The 22,073-nt window shown below is 59.1% G+C and carries 17 protein-coding genes; 9 read left to right on the forward strand and 8 right to left on the reverse strand.

The window, feature by feature from the left end:
* Positions 1-38: 38 nt before the first annotated feature.
* Entirely contained in the window at positions 39-590 is a 552-nt protein-coding gene (locus tag ACZ5D1_RS02545; protein WP_455696388.1) for a type I restriction enzyme HsdR N-terminal domain-containing protein, read from the reverse strand.
* Between the two features lie 131 nt (positions 591-721).
* Entirely contained in the window at positions 722-979 is a 258-nt protein-coding gene (locus ACZ5D1_RS02550) for a hypothetical protein (protein WP_011366643.1), read from the reverse strand.
* Positions 980-1,370: 391 nt separating this feature from the next.
* Between ACZ5D1_RS02550 and dsrA the strand changes: the two genes are divergently transcribed.
* The 4 genes from dsrA to ACZ5D1_RS02570 all read left to right on the forward strand — a co-directional run bounded on the left by dsrA (position 1,371) and on the right by ACZ5D1_RS02570 (position 5,647).
* On the forward strand, positions 1,371-2,684 hold the full coding sequence (dsrA, locus tag ACZ5D1_RS02555) for a dissimilatory-type sulfite reductase subunit alpha (protein ID WP_011366644.1): 1,314 nt from the start codon (positions 1,371-1,373) through the stop codon (positions 2,682-2,684).
* Between the two features lie 21 nt (positions 2,685-2,705).
* Positions 2,706-3,851 carry a dissimilatory-type sulfite reductase subunit beta gene (gene dsrB, locus ACZ5D1_RS02560; RefSeq protein WP_011366645.1) on the forward strand — a complete coding sequence of 382 codons (1,146 nt, stop codon included), beginning with the start codon at positions 2,706-2,708 and terminating at the stop codon, positions 3,849-3,851.
* A gap of 66 nt (positions 3,852-3,917) precedes the next feature.
* Entirely contained in the window at positions 3,918-4,148 is a 231-nt protein-coding gene (locus ACZ5D1_RS02565; protein WP_011366646.1) for a dissimilatory sulfite reductase D family protein, read from the forward strand.
* 98 nt (positions 4,149-4,246) lie between these two features.
* Positions 4,247-5,647 carry a cobyrinate a,c-diamide synthase gene (locus ACZ5D1_RS02570; protein WP_464555793.1) on the forward strand — a complete coding sequence of 467 codons (1,401 nt, stop codon included), beginning with the start codon at positions 4,247-4,249 and terminating at the stop codon, positions 5,645-5,647.
* A gap of 25 nt (positions 5,648-5,672) precedes the next feature.
* Here the strand turns inward: ACZ5D1_RS02570 and ACZ5D1_RS02575 are convergent, their stop codons facing one another.
* The gene (locus ACZ5D1_RS02575) at positions 5,673-6,539 is read right to left on the reverse strand and encodes a DMT family transporter (RefSeq protein WP_027181746.1); all 867 of its coding nucleotides are present in this window, start codon (positions 6,537-6,539) and stop codon (positions 5,673-5,675) included.
* Between the two features lie 146 nt (positions 6,540-6,685).
* On the opposite strand from ACZ5D1_RS02575, the gene ACZ5D1_RS02580 reads away from it, so the two are divergent.
* Both ACZ5D1_RS02580 and ACZ5D1_RS02585 read left to right on the forward strand, forming a co-directional pair.
* Positions 6,686-7,810 (forward strand): septal ring lytic transglycosylase RlpA family protein, encoded by a 1,125-nt coding sequence (locus ACZ5D1_RS02580; RefSeq protein ID WP_464555795.1) that lies wholly within the window; start codon positions 6,686-6,688, stop codon positions 7,808-7,810.
* A 114-nt stretch (positions 7,811-7,924) separates the two neighbouring features.
* The gene (locus ACZ5D1_RS02585) at positions 7,925-10,072 is read left to right on the forward strand and encodes a GGDEF/EAL domain-containing response regulator (RefSeq protein ID WP_464555796.1); all 2,148 of its coding nucleotides are present in this window, start codon (positions 7,925-7,927) and stop codon (positions 10,070-10,072) included.
* A gap of 64 nt (positions 10,073-10,136) precedes the next feature.
* On the opposite strand, the gene ACZ5D1_RS02590 is transcribed toward ACZ5D1_RS02585, so the two are convergent.
* The 5 genes from ACZ5D1_RS02590 to ACZ5D1_RS02610 form a co-directional block, all read right to left on the reverse strand.
* Positions 10,137-13,412 carry a response regulator gene (locus ACZ5D1_RS02590; RefSeq protein ID WP_464555798.1) on the reverse strand — a complete coding sequence of 1,092 codons (3,276 nt, stop codon included), beginning with the start codon at positions 13,410-13,412 and terminating at the stop codon, positions 10,137-10,139.
* 42 nt (positions 13,413-13,454) lie between these two features.
* Positions 13,455-14,639, reverse strand: coding sequence for a radical SAM family heme chaperone HemW (hemW, locus tag ACZ5D1_RS02595; RefSeq protein WP_464555799.1), 1,185 nt, complete (start codon positions 14,637-14,639; stop codon positions 13,455-13,457).
* 146 nt (positions 14,640-14,785) lie between these two features.
* Positions 14,786-15,442, reverse strand: a complete 657-nt coding sequence (locus tag ACZ5D1_RS02600; RefSeq protein ID WP_464555801.1) for an epoxyqueuosine reductase QueH — start codon at positions 15,440-15,442, stop codon at positions 14,786-14,788.
* A 2-nt stretch (positions 15,443-15,444) separates the two neighbouring features.
* Positions 15,445-16,905, reverse strand: a complete 1,461-nt coding sequence (locus ACZ5D1_RS02605; RefSeq protein ID WP_011366654.1) for an Rne/Rng family ribonuclease — start codon at positions 16,903-16,905, stop codon at positions 15,445-15,447.
* Between the two features lie 63 nt (positions 16,906-16,968).
* A complete protein-coding gene (locus ACZ5D1_RS02610; protein ID WP_011366655.1) occupies positions 16,969-17,958 on the reverse strand; it encodes a radical SAM protein in 990 nt (329 codons plus the stop codon).
* 191 nt (positions 17,959-18,149) lie between these two features.
* Here ACZ5D1_RS02610 and ACZ5D1_RS02615 point away from each other — a divergent pair, with 191 nt between their 5' ends.
* The 3 genes from ACZ5D1_RS02615 (at position 18,150) to ACZ5D1_RS02625 (ending at position 21,916) form a co-directional block, all read left to right on the forward strand.
* Entirely contained in the window at positions 18,150-19,070 is a 921-nt protein-coding gene (locus ACZ5D1_RS02615; RefSeq protein WP_011366656.1) for a tRNA (adenine-N1)-methyltransferase, read from the forward strand.
* Positions 19,071-19,286: 216 nt separating this feature from the next.
* The gene (locus ACZ5D1_RS02620; RefSeq protein WP_011366657.1) at positions 19,287-20,552 is read left to right on the forward strand and encodes a phenylacetate--CoA ligase family protein; all 1,266 of its coding nucleotides are present in this window, start codon (positions 19,287-19,289) and stop codon (positions 20,550-20,552) included.
* On the forward strand, positions 20,543-21,916 hold the full coding sequence (locus tag ACZ5D1_RS02625) for a ChaN family lipoprotein (protein ID WP_464555803.1): 1,374 nt from the start codon (positions 20,543-20,545) through the stop codon (positions 21,914-21,916). The genes ACZ5D1_RS02620 and ACZ5D1_RS02625 overlap by 10 nt, the downstream gene beginning before the upstream one ends.
* Positions 21,917-22,073 lie beyond the last annotated feature (157 nt).

Here is a 22,073-nt window from a genome sequence, read left to right on the forward strand (position 1 = left end):
AATGAAGCACGCGTTGACATATTTGTCAACGTCGCCTGTCAGAGCATGCACACGGATTCGTCGCAGCAGGTCTTCATGAATTCGCTGTATGTGTACAGGATGCGCTGCTCACGCAGGGTGCGTTCCGGCGTCAGAGGAACGGCGGGGTGCTGCCGCGCCAGTTCCAGCGCGCGGGAGCGCGGCGGCAGTGCGCGCATGCCGTCGCGCAGCGTGGTGCCGCCGGCGGTTTCCAGCAGCAGGGCGTCACGGGTATCGGTCACGGCCACCAGAGGAACGGGGCCGTGCTTGCCCAGCCGCGCTGCAGCCAGACTTTCGCGGGTGAAGGTGTTCACCTGACCGGGCACGAAAAGAATATACAGAAACGGTCTGCCGTCATCATCCTGCGCGGCAAGGTCCACAGTGCGGCAGTATTGTTTCCCGTCAACGGGAAAACGGACGGAAATTCTGGGTTCAAGCAATGCTGCCGGATACCCCAGCTCTTCCACCATCAGCCGCGCCAGCGCCTGCCGCAGGTCTTCGTAGGTGGTGTTTTCTATGTCCGTTCCTGTCAGATAGTCGCGGATGGTCTGTCCCAGACTGACTTCATGCATGGCTGCCTCCTGTGCGGAGCAATGTCCGGTTGCGTGGCTGTTACCATACGGTAAGAACGCCGGCGCAACCGGACAATACCGCAGGGGCGGAAAAAAAGACAACCCGCGGACACGGCATCGGGCAGGCGCTGTTAGCCGTTTTTCAGCAGCACCTGTGCCACGGCCTCGTCGTACAGCGCCATGGGGTTACTCTCGCGGCCCATGTCGCGGTACATCTGTGCCGCATTGCGGATGACGTCTATGGAAATCCATTCATGTTGTTCCCACACTTCGGGGCGGTCCTGATGCCACAGGCGGAACTCTATGGAATCTGAACCGTTGCGTACATAAACGCGTACCTGCTTGTTGCTGGGGTCGGGGTAGTAATAATGTCCCTTGTCGTCTTTCATGATACACCTCTCGTATGAAATGGCCGCACGCCGCTGCCTTGCCCGTGCGTGTGACCCGCCGGAGGGCTGTTAGTCAAGTAAAACCGCCTGTGCCTGCCGCAAGACTGCGTGCACACTGCAGGCGGCAGGGGCATTGTGGCATGGCGTGCCAGTAGTGCCGTAAATGTGCGCGGGCAAGGGCTTTGTATGTGTCGCAGGGCTTGACAAAGGTCCTTTTTGCTTCTAGCAATGAATTACTTTGTCCAAAAAATCACGTAGTTTTCGGTGGACGCGGTGCGCTGACCAAGCACCGGTGCAAGTCGAAAACGCCGCTTCTTCCCCATGTTACAGGGGGGGGAAGCGAGTTCATGTATGGTTGTGAACACAAACTAACCAATGTGGAGGAAAGGCAATGGCTAAACATGCAACTCCCAAGTTGGACCAGCTCGAGTCCGGGCCTTGGCCCAGCTTCGTGTCCGACATCAAGCAGGAAGCCGAAATGCGGGCGAAGAACCCCAAGGGTCTGGACTACCAGATTCCCGTGGACTGCCCCGAAGACCTGCTCGGTGTCCTTGAGTTGTCCTACAACGAAGGTGAAACGCACTGGAAGCACGGCGGTATCGTGGGTGTTTTCGGTTACGGCGGCGGCGTTATCGGCCGTTACTGTGACCAGCCCGAAATGTTCCCCGGCGTGGCACATTTCCACACCGTCCGCGTGAACCAGCCTGCAGGTAAGTTCTACACCTCCGAATACCTGCGCAAGCTCTGCGATATCTGGGACCTGCGCGGTTCCGGCCTGACCAACATGCACGGCTCCACCGGTGACATCGTTCTGCTGGGTACCACCACTCCCCAGCTGGAAGAGATTTTCTGGGAACTGACCCACGATCTGGAAACCGACCTCGGCGGTTCCGGCTCCAACCTGCGTACCCCTGCTGCCTGTATGGGTGAATCGCGCTGCGAATACGCATGTTACGATTCCCAGCAGATGTGCTACGATCTTACTCAGGAATATCAGGACGAACTTCACCGTCCCGCATTCCCCTACAAGTTCAAGTTCAAGTTCGATGCCTGCCCCAACGGCTGCGTTGCTTCCATCGCACGTTCCGACTTCTCCGTGATCGGTACATGGAAAGACTCCATCAAGATCGATCAGGACGCAGTTGCCGAATACGTTGCCGGCAAGATCGCACCCAACGCCGGTGCACACTCCGGCCGCGACTGGGGCAAGTTCGACATCGAAGCTGAAGTTGTTAACCGTTGCCCCTCCAAGGCTCTTAGCTGGGACGGTTCCAAGCTGTCCGTGAACGCCAAGGACTGCGTACGTTGCATGCACTGCATCAACACCATGCCCAAGGCTGTTCGCATCGGTGACGAGCGCGGCGCCTCCATTCTGGTCGGCGCAAAGGCTCCCATTCTCGACGGCGCCCAGATGGGCTCCCTGCTGGTTCCCTTCATCGAAGCCAAGGACCCCTGGGACGAAGTCAAGGAAGTCATTGAGAACATCTGGGACTGGTGGATGGAAGAAGGCAAGAACCGCGAACGTGTGGGTGAAACCATCAAGCGCCTCAGCCTGCAGAAGCTGCTTGAAGTTACCAATACGGCTCCCCAGCCGCAGCACGTTGTCGAGCCTCGTTCCAACCCCTACATCTTCTTCAAGGAAGAAGAAGTTCCCGGTGGTTGGGATCGTGACATCACGGAATACCGTAAGAGACACCAGCGCTAAACTTAAGAGGGGTACCCAAAAATGGCATTCATCTCTTCTGGATACAATCCCGAAAAACCGATGGAAGGTCGGATTACCGACATTGGCCCGCAGCATTACGCACAGTTCTACCCGCCTGTTATCGCACGTAACAAGGGTAAGTGGCTGTACCACGAAATCATCGAACCCGGCGTTCTGGTGCACGTGGCTGAATCCGGCGAAAAAGTGTACACCGTCCGTGTGGGCGCTGCACGTCTGATGTCCATCACCCACATTCGCGAAATCTGCGAAATCGCAGACAAGCATTGCGGCGGACATCTGCGTTTCACCACCCGTAACAACGTTGAATTCATGGTGGAAACCGAAGAAGCCATGAAAGCTCTGCGTGACGACCTTGCTTCGCGCAAGTTCGACGGCGGTTCCAAGAAGTTCCCCGTGGGCGGCACCGGTGCTGGTATTTCCAACATCGTGCACACTCAGGGCTGGGTACACTGCCACACCCCCGCCACCGACGCTTCCGGTCCGGTTAAGGCCATCATGGACGAAGTCTTCGAAGACTTCCAGAGCATGCGCCTTCCCGCTCCCGTGCGTATTTCGCTGGCCTGCTGCATCAACATGTGCGGCGCCGTTCACTGCTCCGACATCGGCGTTGTGGGTATCCACCGCAAGCCCCCGATGATCGACCACGCATGGACCGACCAGCTGTGCGAAATCCCGCTGGCCGTTGCTTCCTGCCCCACCGCCGCTGTTCGTCCCACCAAGGTTGAACTGGACGGCAAAAAGGTGAACAGCATCGCCATCAAGAACGAACGCTGCATGTACTGCGGTAACTGCTACACCATGTGCCCCGCACTGCCCATCTCCGACGGTGAAGGCGACGGTTGCGTGATCATGGTCGGCGGTAAGGTTTCCAACCGTATCAGCATGCCCAAGTTCTCCAAGGTTGTGGTTGCGTACATCCCCAACGAGGCTCCTCGCTGGCCCACGCTGACCAATACCATCAAGCACATCATCGAAGTCTACTCGGAAAACGCTATGAAATACGAGCGTCTGGGCGACTGGGCTGAACGTATCGGCTGGGAACGCTTCTTCCAGCTGACCGGTCTTGAGTTCACCCACCACCTGATCGACGACTTCCGCGATCCGGCCTACTACACCTGGCGTCAGAGCACCCAGTTCAAGTTCTAGGCCACTGAGCCAATTATGCCGGGCGGAGATTTTCTCCGCCCGGTTCATCCCAGAGAGGATACAATCATGGATGACAAGCAGATTATTGTGGACTTCATCGAGTCCAAATCCAAATCCAAATCCAAGTTTTACTTCAACGACTTCCTGCCCCTGTTCCCCGACATGAAGCCCCGCGAAGTGAAGAAGATTCTGACCAAGCTGGTGAACGAAGAAGTGCTGGAATTCTGGTCTTCCGGTTCCACCACCATGTACGGCATGAAAGGCGCCGGCAAGCAGGCCAGCGCTGAAGGCGAATAAGTTTTTCTGCCAGGAAGGTTCGCCTTCTTGACGGGACAGCGTATGAACTGCAAAGTTCATACGCTTTTTTTATGTCAGCCATACGGCAGGAGGGTCAGGTGAGCATTCCCAGAGTCATCATAGCGGGTCTGAACGGCGGTTCGGGAAAAACCATAGTCAGTCTGGGGCTTTGCCGTGCATGGACACGCGCCGGCCGCAACGTGAAGCCGTTCAAAAAAGGGCCGGACTACATTGATGCCCGCTGGCTTGCGCTGGCAACGGGTAACCCGGCCACGAATCTGGATCCGTATCTGGTTTCCGCGCAGGTCATGCGTTCACTGTTTGTCACGGCGGGCAAAGGCTACGACGGAGCCGTGATTGAAGGCAACAGGGGGCTGTATGACGGCAAGGATGTCACAGGCAGCTGTTCCACGGCCGAAGTGGCGCGGCAGCTGGACACCCCGGTGGTGCTGGTGATGAACTGCACCAAAATGACCCGCACTGCCGCCGCACTGGTGGGCGGCATGGCGGCTTTTGAGCCTGATCTCAATCTGGCCGGAGTGGTGTTGAACCAGACAGCCAACGAACGGCATCGCGGCGTACTGCGCGCCGCCATCGAACAGTATACCGATGTGCCCGTGCTCGGGGCGCTGCCGCGTATGCGCAGCAACCCCATACCGGAGCGGCACATGGGGCTGTGGTCAGATACCGAAATGCACGACAGCCGGTCGCCTTTAGATGCCGTGGCAGATTTTTTATGTGACAACGCCGATGTGGAGCGCATCTGGCAGATAGCGCGTCAGGCCCCTGCTGCTGATTCAGCTCTCATCCCCGACCTGTGGGATATGCTGCCCGCGGATGCCGCTGCGGGGCCGGTGCGCATCGGCTATGTGCGCGATGCGGCGCTGTGGTTTTATTATGAAGAAAATCTGGAAGCCCTGCGCCGTGCCGGTGCCGAGCTGGTGGAACTGACCCTGCTGGATGATGCGCCGTGGCCGGAACTCCATGGCCTGTATCTGGGGGGTGGTTTTCCCGAGACTCTGGCGGAGCGTCTTTCCGCCAATATTGCGGCGCGGGCGCGTGTAAAGTCGCTTTCAGAAGCGGGTATGCCCGTGTATGCCGAGTGCGGCGGTTTTATGTATCTGGGACGCACCCTGCGGTATGGCGGAGTTGAATACCCCATGGCGGATGTTTTTCCGGTATGCACAACCGTGCATGAACGGCCGCAGGGGCTGGGCTATGTGGAAGCCCGTGTGGTGGAGGACAACCCTTTTCACGCCACAGGTACCCGTGTGCGCGGCCACGAATTTCATTATTCGCGTGCGGTGGCGTATGAGGGCGAATCTGTGCGCCATGCGTTCAGAATGGAGCGGGGCGAAGGTATGGGTGAAGATGCAGACGGCATGATAGTACGCAATACCTTTGCAGGGTATACCCACCTTTTTGCTCCGGGCGAACCGCACTGGGCAGTGAATTTTGTGCGGGCTGCGGCCCGTTATCGTGACGCAGAAGCTGATTGAAGCCTGTCTGCGGGGTGGTCGGCGCTCAGTGTCTGTTGGTCAGCCACACGCCGCAGCCTACCAGCACTGCGCCGCCCAGCAGCGAAAGGGCCACGGGTTCGTCCAGCAGCAGGGCAGCCAGCAGAATTGCGCTTACCGGCACAATGTTGATGAAAACGCCTGCGCGTGATGCTCCTATGGCTTTGACCCCCTGATAAAACCATGTGAATGCCGCCACGGTGCCCAGCAGGGCAAGATAGGTTATGGATGTCCACGTGGTGAGTGAGATGGAACCCATGCGGGCCGGAAGCCCTTCGGACAGGGCGAAAGGAAACAGCATGAGCGCGCCGGTGATGCATGACCATGTTACCGATGCCAGCGGCGACAGATCGGCCATGACTTTGCGTCCGGCCAATGAGTAAGTCACCCAGCTTGCCACACATCCGAAGATGGCCATGTCTCCTGCGGAAAGCGCGTGTGTGAACAGGGCCAGCGGGTCCGCCCGTGAGATGACGGTGATGGCGCCGCAGACAGAGAGTGCTATTCCTGTCAGGCGCAGGCCGGACAGCGGCTCGCGCAGCAGAAGCGCGGCGAAAAGAGCTATGAATACGGGGTTTAGGGCGATGATTACCGCAGCGCGACCGGCAGCTACGGTCTGAAGCCCCAGAAAGAAAAAGGCATTGTAGGCGAATACGCCGGACAGCCCCAGCAGCAGCACGCCCGGAAGGGTTTTGCGCGTCAGGGCGGGCAGTCCGCCTTCCTGCAGGCGGGCGAGGAAGGTCAGGCATACCGAGGCCATGGCAAAACGCAGAAATGCACAGGAAAAGGGGCCGAGTTCGGCCGCTGCCAGACGTCCCGCCACAAATGTTCCGCCCCAGATGAGTGCGGAAAGAACAAGTTTCAGGTAGATCATACTTATTCCGGCATGGAATTGCAGAAAACGTGTGCCATACTCCGGTTGCGGCAGGCGGCCTGCACGGCTGCGTGACGCAGGAGTGAAGGTGAGACATAACATTGGACGCCTTGCAGGCGTATACAGGATAAGATCAGGTGGAGTCGATGACTTTTTCATTGCGCATAAGGGGATGCCGTTCCGCGGCCGTGCTGGCTGCTGCGGCGTTGTTGTGGATGCTGGCCGCTGCGGGGCATGCTGAAACTGTAAAAACCCCTCCCCGGCTGCTGGAAGGAATGGCTTCGTGGTACGGCGAATTTTTTCAGGGCCGTCCCACAGCCAGCGGCGAACCGTTTGACATGAATGCGCTTACTGCGGCGCATATGACTCTGCCGCTGGGCAGCATCGTGCGGGTGGTCAATCTGGAAAACGGAAAAACCGTCATCGTGCGTATCAATGACCGTGGACCGTTTAAAAAGCAGTATGTCATTGACCTGTCACGTCAGGCCGCCGTGCGGCTGGATATGCTGCAGAAAGGAACAGCCAGGGTGCGCATAGAACCGCTGGACCGTAATGTCATTGACGGTGAGGCACCGCAGGCTGTTGTTCCTGCCGCCATTCGCAGAACTGCGCAGCGCAACGCCACGGGTGATGAGCAGAAGGCGGTATCGCAGGCCGGAACCGCACCGGCTGGTGGTCAGACCGGTATGGCGCAGCCCGCTGCCGGACAGCATGATTCTGCTGAGACAGCTGCTGCCGCAGGTGAAACAAAGGCCGGTATGACCGCTGCGGTTTCACAGGGCCGGGCGGACAGTTCTGTTGCCGCCCCCATCGCAGAGCGGGACGGCGTGGCTTCTCCGGACCATGCGCCGCAGGGCGGCAGCCATGCAAAAGAGCCGGTGAAGGAACAGCAGCCACAACCGGCAGCTAACAGTACCCGTCAGGCGCTGGCTGTGGCGGCTGCCATAACCGGCGCAGATCATGACAAAGCGGCGCACAAGACGGCACTGCCGGAAGAGAGCGGCGTACGAGACGGAAATTATGTGAAAAAACTGCCATCCGGCGTGTATGTGCAGGCCGGTGCATTCAGCAGACGCGAAAATGCGCGTAATTTCGCGCAACAGCTTGAAAAAGAAGGATTCGGACCGGTGTTGTGGAGTGCCAAAAACAGTGCCGGAAGCCTGTGGCTGGTGGTTGCGGGGCCGTTTGCAGATAAGGGGCAAGCCTATAACAGACTTGCAGCATTGCGAAATGCGGGTCACAATGGCTACTTGAAAGTGGTTGCTCCATAAGGCGGTTACGCCGCGGCGGTGGGGTGTGTAACTGTACGGATGCAATGATCCGGAACTTTCGCCGGCCGGTCAGCAGGCCGGCAATATCGCTTTTTTGTTCAGCAAGGTAGGCATATGCAGCACGATCCGCCCAGAGTTCTGTCGATAGACGATGATAGAAATGTCCGTGAAAATATCGTCGCCTATCTGGAAGACAGCGGTTTTGATGTGGTCGAAGCCGAAAACGGCCGTCAGGGGCTGGAGGAGTTCGAAAGGTCCGCTCCGGACATCGTGCTTGTTGACCTGCGCATGCCGGTGATGGACGGCATGCAGTTTCTGGCCGAGCTGCGCAAGATTTCCAAACGCATTCCCGTTATTGTGGTTTCCGGCGTGGGTGTGCTTGAAGAAGCTGTGGAGGCTTTGCGGCATGGCGCGTGGGATTATGTAACCAAGCCCATCAGTGACATGGTGGTGCTGGAACACGCCGTGAACAAAGCGCTGGAGCGCGCCCGCCTGCTGGATGAGCGCGACAGGTACCGCGAGCGGCTGGAACAGGAAGTGGCGGAACGTACCGGAGAGCTGCGCGAATCCAACGAGCGTCTGCTGGAGTTTCAGAGTCTGCTGCAGGAAAAAAACCAGTTTCTGGAAGCGCTTATCGAAAGCATGCCCAACCCTGTGTTTTTCAAGTCGCTGGAAGGTGAATATCTGGGCTGCAATGCGGCGTTCTGCCGCATACTGGGCAAACCCAAAGAGGACATTGTGGGGCGCAGGGCAGAAGACCTGCTGCCCGAAGAAGTGGCCTGCCGTGTGCTGGAAGGAGGTGTGCTGTCCGGTGCTCAGGAACGCGCGCATTCGTGCACCATCACCATGCTGGGCGACGACGGCGGTCCTTTGCAGCTGGTGCTGTACAAGTCGTTTTTTCAGAACAGGGCGGGCGAAAACGCCGGTGTGGTGGGCACGTTCCACGATATCACCGAACTGAAGAAAAAAGAGGCCCAGATTTACCATCAGGCCTACCATGACGAGCTGACAGGGCTGGCAAACCGTGTGCGTCTGAAAGATGCCATAGCCGACCGCATACGGCTGGGCGGTGACGGTGGTCTGGCAGTGCTGATGCTTGATCTGGATAATTTTAAAAACGTCAACGACAGTCTGGGGCACGGTGTGGGCGACAAGCTGCTGCTTGAGGCATCGCGCCGGCTGCGCGATGTTGTGGGCCCGCAACCGCTGCTGGCCAGAACCGGCGGCGACGAATTCGCGCTGCTGCTCGACGGCTGCAAGGACGTGGCAAACCGGCTTGCAGCCAAGGTGCTGGATGCCTTCACCGTTCCGTTTGTCATTGATGAACACGAACTGTACATAACCATCAGCATCGGGCTTACCTGCTGGCCGGAAGACGGTGCCGATGCCGATTCACTGGTTAAAAACGCCGATGTGGCCATGTACAAGGCCAAAGAGCAGGGCCGCAGCCGCTGCCTGCATTTTGATGCCGAGATGACCGAACAGGTCACCAGAAGGCTGAGTATTGAAAAGAGCATCCGCAAAGGGCTGGAACGGGATGAGTTTCAGGTCTACTACCAGCCCAGAATCAATATTTTTAACGGCAGACTGGTAGGCATGGAGGCGCTGGTGCGCTGGGTGCCCGAACACGGTGCCGTGGTCAGCCCGGCGGAGTTTATTCCCGTTGCCGAAGAAACGGGGCTTATTGTGGCGCTGGGCGAAAGGGTGCTGCGGCTGGCATGTGCCCAGATGCGTATATGGGCGGACAGAGGGTGGGGTGACCTGCGTATGTCCGTCAATATTTCTGCCCGTCAGTTTCAGGCCAATCTGACGGAACGTGTGGCCGCCGCACTGCGTGATTCCGGCATTTCTCCGGATTCGCTGGAGCTTGAAATCACGGAAACCACCATGATGCGTGATATCGGGCAGACAGTGCTGCTGCTTGAACAGCTGAACGGCATGGGACTGAAGATAGCCATCGACGATTTTGGTACGGGGCATTCCTCATTGTATTATCTCAAGCGTTTCCCCATCAGCACGCTGAAGATAGATCGTTCCTTCGTGCGCGATATCATGAAGGACGACGGCGATGCCAACATTGTATCGACCATTATCACCATGGGGCACAACCTGTCGCTGAATGTGGTGGCCGAAGGAGTGGAAACGGACGAACAGCTGGCTTTTCTGCGCGACAAGGGATGCGTTGAAGTGCAGGGCTTTTATTACAGCAGGCCCGTGCCGGCTGCGGAGTTTGAAGAATTTGTGCTGCGGCACCGGTCGTGACCGCAGCGGCTTGAAATACCTGTCAGCCCGCCTTCCGGCGGGCTTTTTCATGGCTGTCAGGGGGTTACGGGGCGGTGTCTGCGTGTGCCTCTGTCAGACATCTTTCAATTTCGCCGAAAAGCTGCGCTTTGTTCACCGGTTTTTCCACATAGCCGTTCATGCCGCTTGCCAGATAATATTCTCTGTCTCCGGCCATGTTGTTGGCGGTAAGGGCAATGACGGGAATCCGCGCCCACGCCCTGCCGCTGTTTCTGATGCGCTTTGTGGTTTCCAGTCCGTTCATGCCGGGCATCTGCACATCCATCAGAACCGCATCAAAAGACCGCTTTTCCAGATTTTCCAGCGCACCGGTGCCGTTGTCTGCCGCGGTCACGGTGTAACCGCCCTCCTGCAGAAACAGCGATATGAATTCCTGATTAAGTGTGTTGTCTTCCACCAGCAGAATATGCGCGCCTGTTGCCGCCGCGGCAGCAGGTTTTTTTGTTGTGACGGGGGCCTCTGCCGCAGGCAGGGCCGGTGTGATGCCGGAGGCGGCAGCTTCTTGCGCCGCCGGCAGGGGCAGGGCAAGACGGAAAAGACTGCCTGTCTGTCCGGCTTCGGCCAGTTGCAGCGTGCCGCCCATCAGCAGGGCCAGTCCGCGTGAAATGGCCAGCCCCAGCCCGCTGCCCTGATGCTGGCGCGAAAGCGAGCCATCAAGCTGTACAAAGCTTTCAAAAAGCAGATGGCGCTTGCTGGGCGGTATACCCGGTCCGGTATCGCACACGTCAAAGCAGATGACGTCGTTTTTGTCCGGATACACGTCAACCCGTACAAAGCCCTTTGTGGTGAATTTGACAGCATTGGCTGCAAGATTAGTAAGTATCTGCGACAGCCTGCCCGCATCACCCCGCACTGCCTCAGGCAGTGCGCTGTCCAGCCGCAGGGTGAGAGCCAGCCCTTTCTGCGCTGCTGCAAGACGCAGCGGGGCCAGAACCTGCTCCACGGTGTCGGGCAGGGAAAAGGTGCGTACATGCAGGGGCATCTTGCCTGCCTCGAGCCGTGAAAAATCCAGAATGTCATTGACCACAAGGCGCAGAGCCTCGGCCACGGACCGGATCATGCCCAGATGACTGCGGGTCTCTTCAGGCTGCGGTCTGCCCAGCATGACATCGGTTATGCCCAGTATGCCGCTCAGGGGAGTACGCAGTTCATGGCTGATGTTGGCCACAAACTGTGATTTGAGCCGTACGGCGTGCTCCGCGGTTTCCAGTGCGTCTTTAAGTGCGGCCTCCGTGGCCTTGCGTTTGGTGATATCAAGAATGACCAGCAGTCCGTCATATCCGCCCAGATGGGCAGGAACGGGAATGGCGGTCGCCTCGTGCACGCGTTCGGCGTGCACCATTTCCATCTGCGACCGGCGTCCTGCCACGGCCTGGCGGCACAGCGGTTCCAGAACAACGGTGAGAGCCTGAGGCATCACTGCCGAAAGCCGTGTACCCGCGGGGGTGTCGCCCGACATGCCCAGCATGTCCGCCCGCTGCCCGTCTGCAATCAGCAGCCGCAGCTCGCTGTCAAAAAGACAGACGGCGGCATTGGGCAGATTGGCGGAAAGCGCCCGGTAGCGTGCTTCGCTCTGCAGCAGCGCCATGCGGGTGTTGTGTTCCTCGGTTATGTCCTGAAACGTGCCGGAAAGACGCAGGGGCGAGCCGGAAGCATCTCTGATCAGTTTTACCCGCAGCATGCCGAACCCTGCCGATCCGTTGATGGCGCGGTAGGGTATGCCTGCTTCTTTGTAGCTGATGGATTCGTGCAGGGGCGATTGCAGCATGGCCCTGAATATGGGCGGCACTGCCGGTGCAAGGTGTTCAAGCAGGCCGCTGGCCTTTGATACGTCAAAATCGCGCGGCAGTCCGGCCATCTGCAGCAGCTCGGGCGAGCAGTAGGTGCGCTGTGTCATAAACTGCATGTCAAAGTGCCCTATTCTGGCCAGCCGCTGTGCTTCACTGAGCATGGTCTGGCTTTCGCGCAGCCGGGCCTGCGTCTGCTGCAGTTCGGTTATGTCTTCCAGTACGGTCATGCCGCCGCTGACATGGGTTTCGCATGAAAAAGGCAGACTGTGTCCCATATAAATGCGGCCCCGTATCACAAGGGTGAAATGCACGGGACGTCCCCGCAGCGCCACGGCATGGTGCGCCGCCAGATTTCGTCCCGCGGCGGGCGGCAGGATTTCGTGCGGGCGGCGGCCTTCGGCATGCTGTTTGTTCAGCCCCATGCTTTCCATCTGACGGCCGTCAGCTTTGCGTATGATGCCCTGCCCGTCAAAAAGCAGCAGGACTCCGTTGGGGTAGTTTTCGGCCAGCGAACGGTACAGCTGCTCGCTCTGCTGCAGGGCGTCTTCGGCATTACGCCGTTTGTGGTGCTGCCGCATGCCTGTATATGCCAGTGCGGCGGTAAGGGTAAGAAGCGCCAGCGCTGCAAGCATGGTACGCATGAGGCTTTTGTGCCACGGCCCGAGCACCCGTTTTTTATCGCGCAGTGCAGCAATGTGCAGCGGCAGGTGGGGCAGCTGATAGGCTGCGATGAGATCGGCGGCGGTTTGCGCCTCGCGCAGCCCGCCGCCCGAAAGTTCGTCTTCCGTGCCCGCAAACACGGCGGTTTCTTCCAGCGCGGTGCCGCTGTGCAGGTCGGCCCGCGCCGGCCAGCAGGCGATTATCTGCATGTCGTGGTTAAGCAGCAGCACAGTGTCGATGTCAAAAAAACTGCTTTCCTGATACGGGTCATACAGCGCTGCGGGGTATACGCTGGCAGTGAGCACGCCGGCAAAGGCGCCGGAGGCGTCCAGCATGCGGCGGCTGATGAGAATGCCGGGTTTATGTTCCGCGGCTGCGGCGGAGTCTTCGGCTTGCAGTTCAAGGAAAAAGTCGTGCCACTGATCGCGATGGCGTTTGAGCAGCCCTGTCACGTCCGGCGGTTTGCTGTACCTGTCACCTGAATGGCGGGCCACCAGCGTACCCTGTGCGTCAAACAGAAAAATATCAGCCACGCCGGGATGCAGCAGGGCGGAGTTGGGCAGGTGCAGGCGCCGGATTGTCTCCGACGGTGCCGCGGCATGGGCGGTCAGCAGCTGTGCCGCCGTGTTCTGGGCATTAAGCAGCACCAGATCTATGCCGCCCAGCGTGGCGGCCAGCCTGTCACCCAGTATGGTGGCCTGTGACTGCAGCTTGATACGCGCCAGGGACAGATGATTGTCTTTTTGCGAATAGACGGTGACGAACAGGCCTGAGAGCAGAGCGAGAACAATCAGCTGCAGGGCGAGAATGACGCCGCGGGGAGCATGGTTGCCGAGAAGAGCTGGTTTCATGGCGTTCCTGCAGCTGCGTGCGTGTTGCTGAAGAGCAGGCCGCTACGGTTCCTGTGCTGCGGACAGCTTGTGCGGCGTTTCTTCGGGCAGAGTGGCAAAGATGTTTTCCAGAATGGTATTCGATACCAGCATGCCGTTTCTGGTCAAGCGCAGATACCCGTTGCTGATGCGTACCAGCCTGTTGCGGTGCAGGGCGTGCACCAGCTGTTTGTGCTCGCGCAGAAAATCGCGTCCGGTAAGGTCGCGGTATGCTTTCACGCGCAGGCCGCGTGCCGTGCGCAGACGCAGCATGATAAGTTCTTCGGCCCGCTCCAGCGGGGTGAGTGCCGCGGCATCGTGCCCCAGCGTACCCTCGGCTGTGCGGCGGGCGTACTCCTGCAGCCCGTGGGGGTTTTCCCAGCGTCTGCCGGACAGCGTGGAAACCGCCGAAGGCCCCATGCCCAGATATTCGGCGCCTTCCCAGTAGCCCAGATTGTGCCTGCACTGAAATCCCATGCGGGCGAAGTTGGAAATTTCGTACTGCATATAGCCCCGCGATTCCAGAAATTCCGCACCGTAGATGAACATGCGGGCCTGTTCCTGCTCGTCGGGCAGTGTGTGCCGCCCCTGCAGACATGCCTGTTCCAGCGGGGTGCCTTCTTCCAGCGTGAGTCCGTAGCATGACAGGTGGTCGGGCTTGAGCTCTGTTACTGCTTTCAGCTCGTCAAGCCACAGCTTGAGCCGCTGCGATGGCAGCCCCCATATCATGTCCAGATTGATGTTGCCAAAGCCTGCCTGACGCGCCAGACGGAAGGCGTTTACGGCTTCGCGCGCCTTGTGGGGCCGCCCCAGTACGCGCAGACCGTCGTTGTTCAGGCTCTGCACTCCCAGACTCAGTCTGTTGATGCCGCATTTGAAAAGGATGTCAAGATACCCGTAGGCGGAGACGGATTCGGGATTTGCCTCAAAGCTGATTTCGGCCCCGTTCTGTATGTCGAACGCGCGTCGCAGCCTGTCCATGATGACGGCCACCGCTTTTTCCGGCAGCAGACTGGGCGTGCCTCCGCCGAAAAAAACGGTATGCACCGCTCTGTTGCCCAGCCGGTCGCCCCACAGGGCTATCTCGCGCAGCAGCGCATCAAGATACTGTTGCATGCCGTCCGGTCCCGCGGCGGCCACAGGGACGGAATGGAAAGCGCAGTAGCCGCATTTGCTGCGGCAGAAGGGCACATGAATATACAGCAGCACAAAGGCTCCGGATGTCCGGCGGTGAACGGCCGCGCGGGTCTGTCTTTCTGCTTCGCCGCCCGGTGGTTGCGGATACCGCGCGGGCTGCGGGCGGTTGCGGTCAGCGCATGCGGCGTGTGCCGCGCCGCGTTGCGGCACAGTATGTCTTATCTGCCTGCATTGCCGGCTGCGGGGGTGGCGTCGGCCTGTTCTGTCTGTTTTTCTGTACCGTCTGCGCAGCAGGGCGTGCCGGCGGTCTGTTGCGGCACCTGCGCACCGGCGTTTTTCAGTTCGCGGGCGTACCGTTCGGTTTCGCTGTACAGGCAGCCGCAGTACTGCTGCCGGTATATGCCCCACGCTTTGGAAGTCTCTATGCCCTGCTGCCAGCCTTCACGGAAGTCGCGGTACAGAAAACGCAGACTGCCGTCGCCGCACAGGTCGCTGCCCAGCGCGGCGATGCGCTCGTGCTGCTGTTTGCGGGAATACAGCAGGGTGGAGGTAACGATGTCGAACCCGCCTCTGCGGGCTACGGATACGGCCCGTTCGAGCCGTATCCTGTAGCAGTGAAAGCATCTGTTCGCTTCACGGAAAGCGATTTCGCGCATCCATGCCTGCGGGTCATATTCACGGTCAAAGTATATCACTTTGACCCCCAGCCTGTGAGCCACATCCACCATGCCCTGTCTGCGGGCCAGATACTCGCGCAGCGGGTGAATGTTGGGGTTGAAGAACAGGCCGGTGACTTCGTGTCCTTCGCGCAGCAGCGTCTGCATGGTGGTGATGGAGCAAGGCCCGCAGCATGCGTGCACAAGCACTCTTGCCATGCCTACCTCCGTATGGCGATGTCGATGTCGCGTTCGAACCTGTTTTCCAGTTCGGTCAGGTGTCCGCGTTTATGGTTCAGCAGGTACATGCCCAGTTCTTCCGGAGCTTCCCAGCGCAGCGAAGAGGCCGTGGTGGCGCGCAGCTGTCTGTGGATATCCTTGAGGGCCTGCATGGCCTGCCATTCCATGTTGCGGCGCAGCCCTGTGCCTTTGCAGCACGGGCAGGGTTCGGTGCTTATGGACAGGGCGGAAGACCCCAGACGCTGCCGCACTATCTGCAGCAGGCCGAAACGGCTCATTTTGCCCACATCGTGTCTGGCGCGGTCGTTTTTCATGGCGGCGCGCAGGGTTTTTTCCACTTCGCGCCAGTGGTTTCTGTCGCGCATTTCAATGAAGTCGACAACTATCTGCCCGCCGATGTCACGCAGCTTGAGCTGCTGGGCGATGGTTTCGGCGGCTTCCATATTGGTGCGCAGAGCCATGGATTCGAAATTTGTCTTGCCGGCGATTTTTCCGGAGTTGATATCGATGGCCATAAGCGCTTCGGTCTGGTCGAAAACCAGCCTGCCGCCGCTGGGCAGCGATACTTCGCGCGAATATATCTGGTCCAGCTGCTTCTGCATGCTGAACCGCTCCCAGAGTGTGCGGTCGGTGTCTTTATGCCGTTTGACCAGATTGGTGCGCCGCGGAAAGACGATGGCGGCAAATTCCTGCACGGCATCGGCTGTCTGTTCGTCGTCCACCCACACTTCGCCCACATCGTCGGTCAGATAGTCGCGCACTGCCCGTGCGGCAAGGTCCAGTTCCTTGTAGATAAGGCTGGGGGCTTTTTCCACGGTGCCTTTTTTGCGCACATCCTTCCACAGGCGTTTAAGAAACTGCAGGTCGCGCTGTATGCTTGTTTTGCTCTGCCCCACCGAAACCGTGCGTACGATAAGCCCCAGCCCGGGACCGGGGGTGGCACCTTCAAGCAGGGCGCGCAGGCGCACTCTTTCTTCTTCCGATTCCACCTTGCGCGAAACGCCTATCTGTTCGCGTCCGGGGGTGAGCACCAGAAAACGTCCCGGCAGCGAAAGATACGAGGTGAGGAAGGCACCTTTGGAACCCGTGGGTTCCTTGACCACCTGCACCAGTACTTCCTGTCCTGCTTTAAGCACTTTCTGCAGCAGAGGATATTTTTTGCCTTTGGAAGGGTCGTGGGGGGCCGAGTAGTATTCGGGGTGAACTTCATCCACCTGCAGAAAACCGTTTTTTTCGGCGCCGTAATTGACAAAGGCGGCCTGCAGGTTGGAGTCTATGTTGTTGATGATGCCTTTGTAGATGTTGCCTTTGGTCTTGGCCTGATGCACCATCTCTACATAATATTCAACAATTACGCCTTCTTCAGAGAGAACAACTTCAACCTGTTCTTCGGGCAGCACGCTGATGAACATCTTGCGTTTGCCCTTGCGGGTCTTTTCCATGAGAACCTCATGAGGATAAAAAAAGTGTACGGGTAATCCCGTGCGACGGAACAGATGTGCCGGTTATCTGTCTGCCAGGGCGAAGAACGGGTCTTCGTCCTGCTGCTGTAGGTTTTGCGAGGGCAGCGGCGCTACTGTGCCGGACTGCAGAAGAGGGCGGAGTGCCCGTTCCACACGGTCAAGCGGCAGTGAAAGCGCCAGCGCCAGCTGTCCTGCCGTCTGAGGACGGCGCGACAGCGTCTGCAGCAGCATGGACTCCACCGCGCGGTCATCCCGCTGGGTAAAGTCGGCACGCTGTCCGGTGCGCAGAAAAATTCCGGTCTGCTGCGGGTCGGCCGCAGGCAGGCAGGCATTCAGCGCATCGCACCAGGCGGCCCTGACATCGGCGTCTACGGGTGCGGCCTTGCTGTAGGCCCCCGGACGCGACAGTGTGGTGACATCCACCCTGTCCGGTGCGAGTTCGGGCACAAACTGCCTCAGCAGGGCCAGATTCTCCTGAGAATCATTGATGCCTTTCGAGAGCAGTATTTCCAAAAAAATTCGTCCGCCATATTCTTTGCGGAAGGTCAGCAGCGCAGCGGCTACACCGCTTGCGGTCAGTTCTTTTTCCGGCCTGTTCAGGGCGCGGAATTCCGTCTCCACCAGTGTGTCCAGCGAAGGAAGCACCACGTCGGCACAGGCCGCTTCGTCGCGCACGTCCTTTCTGTGCAGCAGGGTGGAGTTGGTGAGCACCGCCACGGGAACATCAGGTAGTATGGTTCTGCACCCGCTGATGATGCGGCCCATGTCGCTGTTGAGCGTAGGCTCGCCGGAACCGCCCAGCGTCACATGGTCCACATGTGTGCCGGGATTTTCATTCCGCCATGCCGCAAGTTCGTCTAATATGGTTGCGGCAGGTACATACGGGGCGCGCTCGCAGGTGAGAATATCTGTGCGGCCCACCTCGCAGTAGAGGCAGTCCATGGAGCAGATGCGTCTGCCCAGAAGATCAAGACCGAGAGAATGGCCCAGTCTGCTGGAAGCAACAGGCCCGAATACATAGGCAAAGGTCATGTGGCGGCTGTCCTTACGCGTCGCGGCGGCGGATAGTGCGCATACCGGCGGACCGGCAGTCGGGCCGCGACCACTCATAAGAACGCTTTTCAGCAAAAAAAGCAACAGGAATACCTGAACGGCGGCGTTGTCTGCCACTTGACAGGAATAGTGCGCCGCTGTAGGGCGCTACCATCATAATGGAGGACACTATGCCCAGAATCGGCGAGCTTGTGCTTTTGGTTTCGCCCAAAGGCAAACGATACCTGCGCAGGGTCGAACCCGGCGCGGACCTGCATTGCGGCGACGGAATCGTGGCCATGGAGGATGTCATGGGGGCCGATTTCGGCACCATAGTGCGTTCGCACTCCGGCAAACCCTTCCGGCTGTACCGGCCCGCGCTGCCCGACCTGCTGCGCGGTATAAAACGCCAGACTCAGGTTATTTATCCCAAAGACATCGGATATATATGTATGCGTCTGGGCGTCGGTCCGGGGCGCAAGATCATTGAATCAGGTTCCGGTTCCGGCGGGCTTACGCTGGCCATGAGCTTTTTTGCCGGTGAAACGGGCGAAATTCATACCCATGAAGCCCGCGAAGAATTCATGAAGCTGTGCCGCAAGAATCTTGACTGGGCAGGGCTTGGCAGCAACGTGACGCTGTACCATCAGGACATCAAGGACGGATTTCTGACCGGCGACGCGGACGCGCTTTTTCTCGACGTGCGTGACCCGTGGGAATACCTGCATCATATCCCCGCAGCGGTGAAGTCCGGCGCCATGCTCGGTTTCCTTGTACCTACGGTTGATCAGGTTTCGCGTCTGCTTTTCGGTCTGGAAAAAGGCCCCTATGACGAGGTGGAGGTCTGCGAGGTGCTGGTGCGCGGCTGGAAACCCGTGCCTGACAGGCTGCGTCCCATGGACCGCATGGTGGCACACACCGGTTTTCTTATTTTTGCGCGGCATCAGGAGCAGATAGATGCGCTTGACGCGTACAAATATATGGGAACCCGCGAACGCAAGCAGGAAAGCGCCCGCCGCGAGCGGCTGGGACTGCCGCCCCTGCGCGGAGAAACAGGCGGCGAAGCGGGCGATGATTTTATCGACGAGCCCGACGGCAGCTGCGAAGACTGACAGGCCGGTACAGACGGCTGACGGCTGTGACGCGCCTCTGGAAACAGGGGCGCTTTTTTTGCGCACGCGGTCTGCACGTGTGTGGAAAAAAGGCTGTTGTTATTGCAATAAGTTGTAATGTATGGTAAAAAATAATTTTTCTTGATTTATGCTTTGGGATGCCGTATACTGATTAACTACCATTGTGTAGGCTTATTTCATCTCTGGAGCAGAAGCATGACCCGTAAAGACAGAACAGAAGGCATATACAGCCGTCGTGAAGTGCTGGACGAGAGCGAGCGCAAGCAATATTACCTCATTCAACTCAAGGACCTGCTGTCCTATGCGTACCGCTACTCCGAAGACGTGAAAAAGCGTTTCGACCGTGCGCAGTTCAATGTCGAAAAATTCAAGACGCTGACCGACCTGAAGCATATTCCCATTCTGAAAAAGAAGGAGCTCATCTTTCTGCAGTCCATGGGGCCGCGGCTGGGCGGACTGCTGACCAAAGACCTCGGCGAACTCAAGCGCGTGTTCCTTTCGCCCGGGCCCATATTCGACCCCGAAGACCGTCAGGACGATTACTGGGGATACACCGAGGCTTTTTATTCCGCAGGGTTCCGTTCGGGCGATGTTTCGCAGATAACCTTTAACTATCATCTGGCGCCTGCCGGTCTGATGTTTGAAGAGCCGCTGCGCAATCTTGGCTGTGCCACCATACCCGCCGGACCGGGCAACGCCGCCACCCAGCTGGAAATCATGCAGAAGCTGCGCGTGACCGGCTATGTGGGCACCCCCAGCTATCTGATGCACCTTGCCCAGAAAGCCGAGGAAAAAGGCCTGAACCTGCGTAAGGATCTTTTCCTTGAAGTGGCGTTTGTCACGGGTGAAAAGTTTTCTGAAAAAATGCGCAACCAGCTTGAGAAAAAATTCGATCTGGTCATGCGGCAGGGGTACGGCACGGCCGACGTGGGCTGTGTGGGCTACGAGTGTTATCACAAGACCGGTCTGCACATAGCCAACCGCGCCTATGTTGAAATATGCCACCCTGATACCGGCATTCCGCTGAAAGACGGTGAAGTGGGTGAAATTGTCGTCACGGCGTTTAACAAGACGTATCCGCTTATCCGTCTTGCCACGGGCGATCTTTCATACATTGACCGTTCGCCCTGCCCCTGCGGCCGGACAAGCCCGCGTCTGGGCAACATCGTCGGCCGTGTGGACACCACCGCCCGCATCAAGGGCATGTTCGTGTATCCGCATCAGGTGGAACAGGTCATCTCGCGTTTCGAAGATATCAAACGCTGGCAGATAGAAGTGACCAACCCCGGCGGTATCGACGAAATGACCCTGTTTATCGAGGCGAGCAACTTCAAGCGGGAAGACGAACTGCTGCACGCGTTCCGCGAGCGCATCAAACTGCGGCCCGAGCTCAAGGTGCTTGCACCGGGTTCGCTGCCTCCGCAGATCCGTCCCATCGAGGACAAGAGAGTATGGGACTAGCCTTCAGGCTTGCCATACTCGGCCTGCTGATTCTGACGGCAGGCGGGTGCGCCGTTATGCGCCCGCCTGCCTCTTTCCGGCCGCCGGAGCGTGAAGGACAGCTTTTCACCGCCCTTCAGGCTCCTGTTTCTCCTGCCGCTTTTGCTCAGGCGGCGCTCTCATACGATTACATCCTGCTGGGCGAGGGGCACACCTCGGCCTGCGACCATCTGATGCAGGCCCGACTGCTGCAGGCTCTGGCTGCTGCAGGCATGCGTCCCGCCGTGGGGCTGGAGATGGTGCCCGCGGAAAAACAGCCCGTGCTGGACAGGTTCGGTCCTTTTGCCGTTGCTGCGGATACCGCCCTGCAACAGCGGCTGGATGCGGATACACTGGAAGAGGCCGTGGACTGGAAAACCGTGTGGGGATACCCCTACGATCTGTACAGACCGGTTTTTGAAGCGGCATATGCCGGCGGGCTGCCGCTTTTCGGGCTTAATGTGCCGCGTGAGGTGGTGCGCAAGGTGAGCCGCGGCGGTATTGAATCACTGACAGACGACGAACGCAACCTGCTGCCGTCAAAGATTATTTTTCCCTCCGACGAGCAGCGCGCGGCGCTGACCCGTATGTTCCGCAAACATGACTCCATGCGCAGGGCGCGCCATAACTCCACGGCGGAACAGACCGGCATGCCGGATACACCTGCCGCGCCGGAACGCAGGCCTTCCACAGACACGGCTGTTGTGCCGGGCGGCAATGCCACCGCCCGCACCGCTCCCGGCTCTGCCGGAATTTCAGCAGTCGAGGCCGGTGCCGCTGCCGCTGACGGTGAACACGGTACCCGTGAACGCTTTTTTCTTGTCCAGTCACTGTGGGATACGGCCATGGCCGAAAACGCCATGCGGGCGCGTCGCCGCCACGGAGGGCCCGTGGTCGTGCTGGCGGGCAGCGGGCACGTGGAACGCGGCTGGGGTCTGGCCCGCAGGCTGGGCATCCTTGACCGCGGGGTACGCGTGCTGCTGGTCATGCCGTGGCGTGCCGAAGGTCCCCCCGACCCCGAAGACGGCGATTACTTTTTCTATTGCCGTGCCAGCCACCGAAGCCGTATGGGCTTTACGCTGGTCATGGCTGAAGGACGGGTGACGGTGCAGGACGTGGCGGAGGATTCCCCCGCCCGGCGTGCCGGATTCCGCGCCGGCGATGTGCTGCGTTCTGCCGACGGGGCGCAGGTGAATTCGCTGTGGGATATGCACAAGGCCGGTATGCAGGCGGCGCGTGAAAAGCGTCCTGTGGTTTTCGGCGTGCAGCGCGACGGAGCCATGCTGTCGCTGGAACTGTCTGTGCAGCACGAAGACGGGGCGCAGGAGGACACGGACAGGCGGTGATGTCCGGCAGGCATCTGGTGCCTGCTGCATGCCGTCCATACCGTCCATACCCCCATGCCGTCCGTTGTCTTCCGGATTTTTCCGGCCCGCTGTGGCGTTCCCTCGGTGTCCCTGATGCCTGTCCGGTGGCCGCGGCAGGACCGGATTGTGCTCCTGC

Source organism: Oleidesulfovibrio vietnamensis, assembly GCF_055388115.1.

Bases quoted from the DNA above. Each gene is read 5' to 3' on its own strand.
- ACZ5D1_RS02545 (WP_455696388.1), bottom strand. From the start codon at position 590: ATGCATGAAGTCAGTCTGGGACAGACCATCCGCGACTATCTGACAGGA.
- ACZ5D1_RS02625 (WP_464555803.1), top strand. From the start codon at position 20,543: ATGGGACTAGCCTTCAGGCTTGCCATACTCGGCCTGCTGATTCTGACG.
- ACZ5D1_RS02575 (WP_027181746.1), bottom strand. From the start codon at position 6,539: ATGATCTACCTGAAACTTGTTCTTTCCGCACTCATCTGGGGCGGAACA.
- ACZ5D1_RS02610 (WP_011366655.1), bottom strand. From the start codon at position 17,958: ATGACCTTTGCCTATGTATTCGGGCCTGTTGCTTCCAGCAGACTGGGC.
- ACZ5D1_RS02580 (WP_464555795.1), top strand. From the start codon at position 6,686: ATGACTTTTTCATTGCGCATAAGGGGATGCCGTTCCGCGGCCGTGCTG.
- ACZ5D1_RS02550 (WP_011366643.1), bottom strand. From the start codon at position 979: ATGAAAGACGACAAGGGACATTATTACTACCCCGACCCCAGCAACAAG.
- ACZ5D1_RS02585 (WP_464555796.1), top strand. From the start codon at position 7,925: ATGCAGCACGATCCGCCCAGAGTTCTGTCGATAGACGATGATAGAAAT.
- dsrA (WP_011366644.1), top strand. From the start codon at position 1,371: ATGGCTAAACATGCAACTCCCAAGTTGGACCAGCTCGAGTCCGGGCCT.
- ACZ5D1_RS02565 (WP_011366646.1), top strand. From the start codon at position 3,918: ATGGATGACAAGCAGATTATTGTGGACTTCATCGAGTCCAAATCCAAA.
- ACZ5D1_RS02615 (WP_011366656.1), top strand. From the start codon at position 18,150: ATGCCCAGAATCGGCGAGCTTGTGCTTTTGGTTTCGCCCAAAGGCAAA.
- ACZ5D1_RS02590 (WP_464555798.1), bottom strand. From the start codon at position 13,412: ATGAAACCAGCTCTTCTCGGCAACCATGCTCCCCGCGGCGTCATTCTC.
- ACZ5D1_RS02600 (WP_464555801.1), bottom strand. From the start codon at position 15,442: ATGGCAAGAGTGCTTGTGCACGCATGCTGCGGGCCTTGCTCCATCACC.
- ACZ5D1_RS02605 (WP_011366654.1), bottom strand. From the start codon at position 16,905: ATGGAAAAGACCCGCAAGGGCAAACGCAAGATGTTCATCAGCGTGCTG.
- ACZ5D1_RS02620 (WP_011366657.1), top strand. From the start codon at position 19,287: ATGACCCGTAAAGACAGAACAGAAGGCATATACAGCCGTCGTGAAGTG.
- dsrB (WP_011366645.1), top strand. From the start codon at position 2,706: ATGGCATTCATCTCTTCTGGATACAATCCCGAAAAACCGATGGAAGGT.